Annotated in this window: 7 protein-coding genes; 5 read left to right on the top strand and 2 right to left on the bottom strand. The window is 72.3% G+C overall.

The window, feature by feature from the left end; translation table 11 throughout:
* The coding region (locus ABZ622_RS41335; RefSeq protein ID WP_360552422.1) for a glycoside hydrolase family 18 protein at window positions 1–1,012 on the bottom strand (1,012 nt) is incomplete at its 3' end.
* A 373-nt stretch (window positions 1,013–1,385) separates the two neighbouring features.
* On the opposite strand from ABZ622_RS41335, the gene ABZ622_RS41340 reads away from it, so the two are divergent.
* Window positions 1,386–2,558, top strand: a complete 1,173-nt coding sequence (locus ABZ622_RS41340) for an acyl-CoA dehydrogenase family protein (RefSeq protein WP_360552424.1) — start codon at window positions 1,386–1,388, stop codon at window positions 2,556–2,558.
* A gap of 438 nt (window positions 2,559–2,996) precedes the next feature.
* Here ABZ622_RS41340 and ABZ622_RS41345 read toward each other — a convergent pair whose 3' ends face one another.
* Window positions 2,997–3,404 (bottom strand): hypothetical protein, encoded by a 408-nt coding sequence (locus ABZ622_RS41345; RefSeq protein ID WP_360552426.1) that lies wholly within the window; start codon window positions 3,402–3,404, stop codon window positions 2,997–2,999.
* A 204-nt stretch (window positions 3,405–3,608) separates the two neighbouring features.
* Here ABZ622_RS41345 and ABZ622_RS41350 point away from each other — a divergent pair, with 204 nt between their 5' ends.
* The 4 genes from ABZ622_RS41350 (at window position 3,609) to fxsA (ending at window position 7,751) form a co-directional block, all read left to right on the top strand.
* Entirely contained in the window at window positions 3,609–4,049 is a 441-nt protein-coding gene (locus ABZ622_RS41350; RefSeq protein WP_124718962.1) for an Lrp/AsnC family transcriptional regulator, read from the top strand.
* A 47-nt stretch (window positions 4,050–4,096) separates the two neighbouring features.
* Window positions 4,097–5,743 carry an amidohydrolase gene (locus ABZ622_RS41355; RefSeq protein WP_360552428.1) on the top strand — a complete coding sequence of 549 codons (1,647 nt, stop codon included), beginning with the start codon at window positions 4,097–4,099 and terminating at the stop codon, window positions 5,741–5,743.
* 551 nt (window positions 5,744–6,294) lie between these two features.
* Complete coding sequence (locus ABZ622_RS41360) at window positions 6,295–7,062, top strand: polyprenol monophosphomannose synthase (RefSeq protein WP_266917362.1); 768 nt, start codon at window positions 6,295–6,297, stop codon at window positions 7,060–7,062.
* A 98-nt stretch (window positions 7,063–7,160) separates the two neighbouring features.
* Window positions 7,161–7,751 carry an FxsA family membrane protein gene (fxsA, locus tag ABZ622_RS41365; RefSeq protein WP_360552431.1) on the top strand — a complete coding sequence of 197 codons (591 nt, stop codon included), beginning with the start codon at window positions 7,161–7,163 and terminating at the stop codon, window positions 7,749–7,751.
* The last annotated feature ends 107 nt before the right edge of the window (window positions 7,752–7,858 follow it).

The following is a 7,858-nucleotide window of genomic DNA, read 5'->3' on the forward strand; positions in this document are numbered from 1 at the left end:
CGGGGGCGTCCTGGGTGACGCCGGTCCAGCCGCGGCCGTAGAAGCCGATGCCGAGCAGCATCTTGGCCGCGGGGACGCCCTGGGCCTTCAGCTTGTCGATGGCGGCCTCGCTGTTGAAGCCCTCCTTCGGGATGCCCTCGTAGGCGGTCAGCGGGGAGTGCGGGGCGGTCGGGCCCTTCGCGTCCCAGGCGCCGAAGAAGTCGTACGTCATCACGTTGTACCAGTCCAGGGACTGGGCGGCGCCGGCGTAGTCGGCGGCGTCGATCTTGCCGCCGTCGGATCCGTCGGCGGTGATGGCGGCCGTCACCAGGTTGTTGCTGCCGAACTTCGAGCGCAGCGCCGAGGTGAGGCCCTTCAGTGCGGCCGGACCGCTGGTGTCACAGGTCAGACCGCAGGCGTTGGGGTACTCCCAGTCGATGTCGATGCCGTCGAAGACATCGGCCCAACGGGGGTCCTCCACCAGGTTGTAGCAGGAGTCGGCGAACGCGGCGGGGTTCTTCGCCGCCTCACCGAAGCCACCGGACCAGGTCCAGCCGCCGAACGACCAGATGATCTTGAGGTCCGGGTGCAGTTTCTTCAGCTTGCGCAGCTGGTTGAAGTTGCCGCGCAGATCCTGGTCCCAGGTGTCGGCGACGCCGTCGACGGACTGGTCGGCGGTGTACGCCTTCTCGTAGTCGGCGTACGAGTCGCCGACCGCGCACTTGCCTCCCGTGACGTTGCCGAAGGCGTAGTTGATGTGCGTGAGCTTGTCGGCCGAGCCGGACGTCTCGATGTTCCTGACGTGGTAATTGCGGCCGTAGACACCCCAGTTGGTGAAGTATCCGACCACCTTGTCGCCGGCTGCCGCGGGGGCCGCGTCGGCGGAAGCGGGGGCCGCGGCCCGCGTTTCGGTGGGGGGAGTGCCGGCCGAGGCGGAGCCCGCGACACCCAGCAGGGTGGCGCCGAGGGCGGCGGTACAGGCGGCTGCGGCGAGCGCCCGGAACCGGGCGCGGGGGCGGTGCTTGCCGAACATCTTGTCTCCTCGTGGGGGAGGGAACTTGCTTGTGGGGGCGAGCAGTCGGCCAACGCGTGGATTTGGCATGAACGCGCAAAGGCCGCTCGCTGGGAACCGTAGATGGACTAGACCAGTGAGGTCAATGGTTCGGACCATTTCCGGCGATCGTCGAGTTCGGCGCCGAGTCGCCCGGTGACCCCGTGACGGATATCGTCCGATCGGGCATACTCAAGCCGCCACAGCCGCTGGCCAGCAGCCTTCGTAATCCGAGGGGGCCGGTGTCGGCTGGGTAGCAGTGCTTCTCCGGGCCCGGCCCGGAAGCCCCCGGCGGCGCCGCCCACACCCCTCGCGCGCGACCGTCGCAACGCCCGACAGGGAGGAGAGCGCCGTCATGTCCGACCGTGCCCCGTATTTGGTGGAACGCCGTCTGCCCACCGAGGAGTCCAAGGAGCTCGTCGCGCTCGTCCGCGACATCGCCCAGCGGGAGATCGCGCCCCGGGCGGCTCAGGAGGAAGAAGCGGGCCGGTTCCCGCGCGAGGTCTTCTCGCTGCTCTCCGAGTCCGGACTGCTGGGACTGCCCTACGACTCCGCCCACGGCGGCGGCGACCAGCCGTACGAGGTCTACCTCCAGGTCCTCGAAGAGCTCGCGGCGGCCCGGCTCACCGTCGGCCTCGGCGTCAGCGTCCACTCCCTGGCCTGTCACGCGGTCGCCGGATACGGCACCAAGGAGCAGCGGACCGAACACCTGCCGGCGATGCTGGGAGGCGGCCTGCTGGGCGCCTACTGCCTCTCCGAGCCCGCCTCCGGCTCCGACGCCGCCTCGCTGCGCACGAAGGCCGTACGCGACGGCGACGACTGGGTCGTCACCGGCACCAAGGCGTGGATCACGCACGGCGGCATCGCCGACTTCTACACGGTCCTGGCCCGCACCGGCGTCGAGGGCCCCCGCGGCATCACCGCGTTCCTGGTCCCCGGCGACGCCGAGGGGCTCAACGCGGCCGCGCCCGAGAAGAAAATGGGCATGAAGGGCTCGCCCACCGCCCAGCTGAACTTCGACGGCGTACGGGTCGGTGACGCGCGCCGGATCGGCGAGGAGGGCCAGGGCTTCGCGATCGCCCTGTCCGCACTCGACTCCGGACGCCTGGGCATCGCCGCCTGCGCCATCGGCGTCGCCCAGGCGGCCCTGAGCGAGGCCGTCGGCTACGCCACCGGACGGCAGCAGTTCGGCCGCCCGATCGCGGATTTCCAGGGCCTGCGCTTCATGCTCGCCGACATGGCCACCCAGATCGAGGCGGGCCGGGCGCTCTACCTGGAGGCGGCCAGGCTCCGCGACGAGGGCAAGGCCTTCTCGCGCCAGGCGGCCATGGCCAAGCTGTTCTGCACGGACCTCGCCATGCGGGTCACCGTGGACGCCGTCCAGGTGCTCGGCGGATACGGCTACACCCAGGACTTCCCCGTCGAGCGGCTGATGCGCGAGGCGAAGGTGCTGCAGATCGTCGAGGGCACCAACCAGATCCAGCGGATGGTCATCGCGCGCCACCTCGCGGGCCCCGAGACGCGCTGACCCGCAGCGGCCGGTCCGACCACACGGGCGTCGTCATGATCCGGTTCCACTCCTGGTCATGGCGGCCCGGCAGGGTCCGGTCCGCGCTCTCCCAATGACTCAGCAGCGCCCGGTAGATGGGCGGATCGGCGGAGTGCGGCACAGGTCGCGGCACCGCCCGGGGAGCCACGGGCTGCGGAACCGATTCTTCGGCGGTGGGAGCGGCGAGACGGCGGCGGCCGGGACCGGCCGTTGAATGCAGCGGGGTCATGACGGGCCAACGGTGCGGGGCGGGCCCCGGTCACTGTCCGGCCGATTCGAGAGCCCGTTCGCCCCGTCCCCGGGCGGCGGACGGCCGTCGGCGCGGGCACCACGTCGGCCGGGCCGCCGTGGTGCGGCGCGGATGCGCGGGGGGCGGGCCCGGACGGGGTCCGGGCGGTCGCGCGTGGGGGGCTGCCGTCAGGCGGCGTGACGCTGCATCTGCGGCACCTGCAGCGGGCGCGAGCCGGGGCCGCCGGCGTGCGAGAACGGCTGCATCCTCCAGTCGAGCCCCTGAGGGAGCGTCAACAACAGGCCCGTCTCCTGCTCCTGGGCGTCGAACGACTCGTCGGCGGGCCGCGACTGCGCGGCCGCGCGGCCGGTACCGGCGCAGACGGTCAGCACGAACGGATTCCACGGCGTCGGGCACAGCGCGTGCTCCGGCAGCACGTCCTCGTCGGCCAGCAGCGCGATCGGCTGCGCGCAGTCCGGGCAGATCACCCGGTACATCTCGAAGGTGTCGTACGCGTCGGGAGCGGTGCCCCCGACGTCGGCGGCATCCTCGACGGGATCCGGTTCGCTACGTCCGGTGAGCTTCAGGCTCTGCATGGGAAATTCCCCCCTCAGGTGGGCCGACCAGGCGACACGGCCTCGACCAAAGCAAGCACTTCCCGTCGCGCATCGGCGGTAACCGCGAGGGGGTCGGCTACCGACCCGTAAACCTGTGGCATTCGTCACATGCCCGCCGCAGCTGCCCCATCCGGGGCTCCTGCCGCTGTGCCTGGAGGGACTTCGGGCAATAGGTTGGTCCGTATGGAGGAGCTGGACCGACAGATCGTGGAGTTGCTCGTCAAGGACGGGCGGATGAGCTACACCGACCTGGGCAAGGCCACGGGCCTGTCCACATCGGCGGTTCATCAGCGGGTCCGCAGGCTGGAACAGCGCGGGGTGATCCGGGGCTACGCCGCGGTCGTCGACCCCGAGGCCGTCGGCCTGCCGCTCACCGCGTTCATCTCGGTGAAGCCCTTCGACCCCAGCGCGCCGGACGACATCGCGGAGCGGCTGGCCGACGTCCCGGAGCTGGAGGCGTGCCACAGCGTCGCGGGTGACGAGAACTACATCCTCAAGGTGCGCGTGGCGACCCCCCTGGAGCTGGAGCACCTGCTCACCCGGATCCGTTCACTGGCCGGAGTCTCCACCCGCACCACGGTCGTCCTGTCCACGCCGTACGAGGCACGGCCGCCCCAGATCTGAGGGGGGTCGCGGACCGTGCGGCCGGGGACAGGCGCGAGACTGGTCCCATGACCGAGAGCACCGCCCCCCAGAGCGAACACCGCACCGTGCTGCTGCGCGGTGGAGACGTCCACAGCCCCGCCGACCCCTTCGCCACCGCCATGGTGGTCGAACGCGGCCACGTCGCCTGGGTGGGCTCGGAAGGGGCCGCCGACGCCTTCGCGAGCGGGGTCGACGAAGTGATCGACCTCGACGGCGCGCTGGTGACCCCCGCGTTCACCGACGCCCACGTCCACACCACGTCGACCGGCCTGGCCCTCACCGGCCTCGACCTGTCCGGCGCCCGGACCCTCGACGAGGCGCTCGGCCTGCTGCGCGCGTACGTGGCCGCGCACCCCGCGGACCGGGTCGTCCTCGGCCACGGCTGGGACGCCACCCGCTGGCCGGAGCAGCGCCCCCCGTCGCGCGCCGAGCTGGACGCGGCGGCCGGCGGACGCCCGGTCTACCTGCCCCGGGTCGATGTGCACTCCGCGGTGGTCACCACCGCCCTGCTCGACCTGGTCCCGGGCGTCACCGGACTGACCGGCCACCACTGTGACGCCCCGCTGACCGGCGCCGCCCACCACGCGGTCCGCGCCGCGGCCCACGACGCCCTCTCGCCGCGCCAGCGCGCCGACGCCCAGCGCGCCGCCCTGCGGCACGCCGCGTCGCTCGGCATCGGCACCGTCCACGAGTGCGGCGGCCCCGACATCTCCGACGAGGAGGACTTCGCCGGACTGCTCGCGCTCGCCGCCGCCGAGCGCGGGCCGCGGGTCTTCGGCTACTGGGCGGAGCGGGTCGCCGACGAGAAGGACGCCCGCCGGATCCGGGAACTCGGTGCCGTCGGGGCGGCCGGGGACCTCTTCGCGGACGGCTCGCTCGGTTCGCACACCGCCTGCCTGCACGAGCCGTACGCCGACGGCCCGGCCGCCGGAACCGGCACCGCCCATCTGGACGCGGCGCAGATCGCCGCCCATGTCACCGCGTGCACCGAGGCGGGCCTCCAGGCCGGATTCCACGCCATCGGAGACGCCGCGCTCTCGGCCGTGGTCGACGGGGTCAGGGCCGCCGCCGAGACGCTCGGGCTGTCCCGGATCCGGGGCGCCAGGCACCGCGTCGAGCACGCCGAGATGCTCACCCCCGAGACCGTGGCCGCGTTCGCGGAGCTGGGGCTGACCGCCTCCGTCCAGCCCGCCTTCGACGCCGCCTGGGGCGGCGAGGAGGGCATGTACGCCCAGCGGCTCGGCATCGAGCGGGCCAGAACCCTCAACCCGTACGCGGCGCTCCTGCGGGCCGGTGTGCCCCTCGCCTTCGGCTCCGACAGCCCGGTGACCCCGCTCGACCCGTGGGGCACCGTACGGGCCGCCGCCTTCCACCGCACGCCCGAGCACCGGATCTCCGTACGAGCGGGCTTCACCGCCCACACCCGGGGCGGCTGGCGGGCCGTGGGCCGGGACGACGCGGGCATCCTGGTGCCCGGCTCCCCGGCCGACTACGCGGTCTGGCAGACCTCTGACCTGGTGGTCCAGGCGCCGGACGACCGGGTCGCCCGCTGGTCGACCGACCCCCGCTCGGGCACGCCCGGCCTGCCGGATCTCACCCCCGGCGTCGATCTGCCGGTCTGCCTGCGGACCGTGGTGTTCGGACGAACTGTCTACGAGCGGCCGAACGAGTGACGTCCTGCCGTCCCGTACCGTCACCCGTGGCGGTCCCCGGTCCGCCGCGACCTGCGGATCTTCGCTACTGACCAGGCAAGTTTCGTAAATATTGCAGGTCAGACGGCTATTGACAGAACGCGCCCACCGGCCGGTAGGTTCGGCGGAGTCCACCACAGGACGTCCGACCGGTTAAACCTCCACGCAGTCGTCGAACGCCGCTGGGTCATGGGGTGGTGTGCCGCACCGGCGCACCACCACTGACAGCCAGGTTCAGCGCCCGCGCCTCGGGGGCGAGGGAAGGTTTCAGCCGGACGGCGGTGCGACCCGGGTGGGGCCCGGACGTTCAGTAGACAACGGCTCTAGGTCGACCCGCAGCCAGCGGGTCCCAGGTCGGCCCGAAGGGCGCCGGGCCCCCATCCGTAGTTCCCGTCCGTGCTCGTACCCGTGTTTCTGTCCGTACTTCCGTCCTTCTGTCCCCGGCGGCGCCCGGCACCGCCCGACCGCGTCGGAGACCGGCCCCGGCGCGCTGGATATGGTGTGCATCTGCGTACGGACTTAAGGGGCAGTTAGTGAACGACGGCGGTCAGCGGCGGTACGGCCCGCTCGGCAGAATCCTGGTGATCATTCCGACCTACAACGAGGCCGAGAACATCAAGCCGATCGTCAGCCGGGTACGTGCCGCGGTGCCGGACGCCGACATTCTGGTCGCCGACGACAACAGCCCGGACGGCACCGGCAAGGTCGCCGACGAGATCGCCGCCGAGGACAGCCAGGTCCAGGTGCTGCACCGCAAGGGCAAGGAAGGGCTGGGTGCGGCCTATCTCGCGGGCTTCCGCTGGGGCACCGAGCACGGCTACGGCGTGCTGGTGGAGATGGACGCCGACGGCTCCCACCAGCCCGAGGAGCTGCCCAGGCTGCTCACCGCGCTCAAGGGCGCCGACCTGGTGCTCGGTTCACGCTGGGTGCCGGGCGGGCGCGTGGTCAACTGGCCCAAGTCCCGCGAAATGATCTCCCGCGGCGGCAGCACCTACTCCCGGCTCCTTCTCGGGCTGCAGACCAGGGACGTCACCGGCGGCTACCGGGCCTTCCGCGCCGAGACCCTGGACGGCATCGGCCTCGACCGGGTCGCCTCGCAGGGCTACTGCTTCCAGGTCGACCTGGCCCGCCGTGCCGTCGAGGCCGGCTACCACGTCGTCGAGGTCCCGATCACCTTCGTCGACCGGGAGATCGGCGACTCGAAGATGAGCCGCGACATCCTGGTCGAGGCGCTCTGGCGGGTCACCTCCTGGGGCGTCTCCTCCCGTACGAACCGGGTCCTGGGCCGCAAGGCGATCTGAGTCCACCGCGCCCGCCGCGACCGCGGCGGGCCTCGGCTCCACCGCCGGTGATCACCCCCTTGCGCCGTTCGGACGCCCGTACGGGCACACTGGGGACCATGACGACCGGCACACCGCCCCCGACCGCCCCCAGGCGCTCTCGCGCCCGTACCTTCGTCCCCCTCGCCATCGCCGCCTGGGCGGTGCTGGAGATCTGGCTGCTCACCGTCGTGGCCGACGCGGCGGGCGGATTCACCGTGCTGCTGCTCCTGGTGGCGGGGATCGTCCTCGGTGCCGCTGTGATGAAGCGGGCCGGCCGCCGGGCCTTCCGCAGTCTCACCGAGACGCTCCAGCAGATGCCGGGGCAGCCCGGCGCCGCCGCCGACCCGCCGGCCACCGCTTCGGGCGGCAGGGGCAACGGCTTCCTGATGCTCGGCGGGCTGCTGCTGATCATTCCGGGGATCGTCTCGGACGTGGCGGGGCTCCTGCTGCTGGTGCCGCCGGTCCGTTCCCGGCTCGGCCGGTATGCGGAGCGGTCGCTGGAGCGCCGGATGCGCGCCGCGGCCCCCGGCAGCCTCTCCGACGCCTTCCAGCAGGCCCGCATTCACCGGCCGGACGGAAAGGTGGTCCAGGGTGAGGTCATCCGCGAGGACGGCCCGCAGCCGGGCGCACGCCCCGACGAGGGCCCCCGGCCGCCACTGGCTCCCTGAGCCGGGTGCCCGCGGATACTCTGGGCCCCAACCGGGGCGGGACAAGCCCCGCCAACTCTCCGCAGGGGGACCTTTCCATCATGTTCCGGGCCCTGATCTATCTCCTG

It is taken from the genome of Streptomyces sp. NPDC007164, from assembly GCF_040634135.1.
GTDB lineage: Bacteria > Actinomycetota > Actinomycetes > Streptomycetales > Streptomycetaceae > Streptomyces > Streptomyces sanglieri.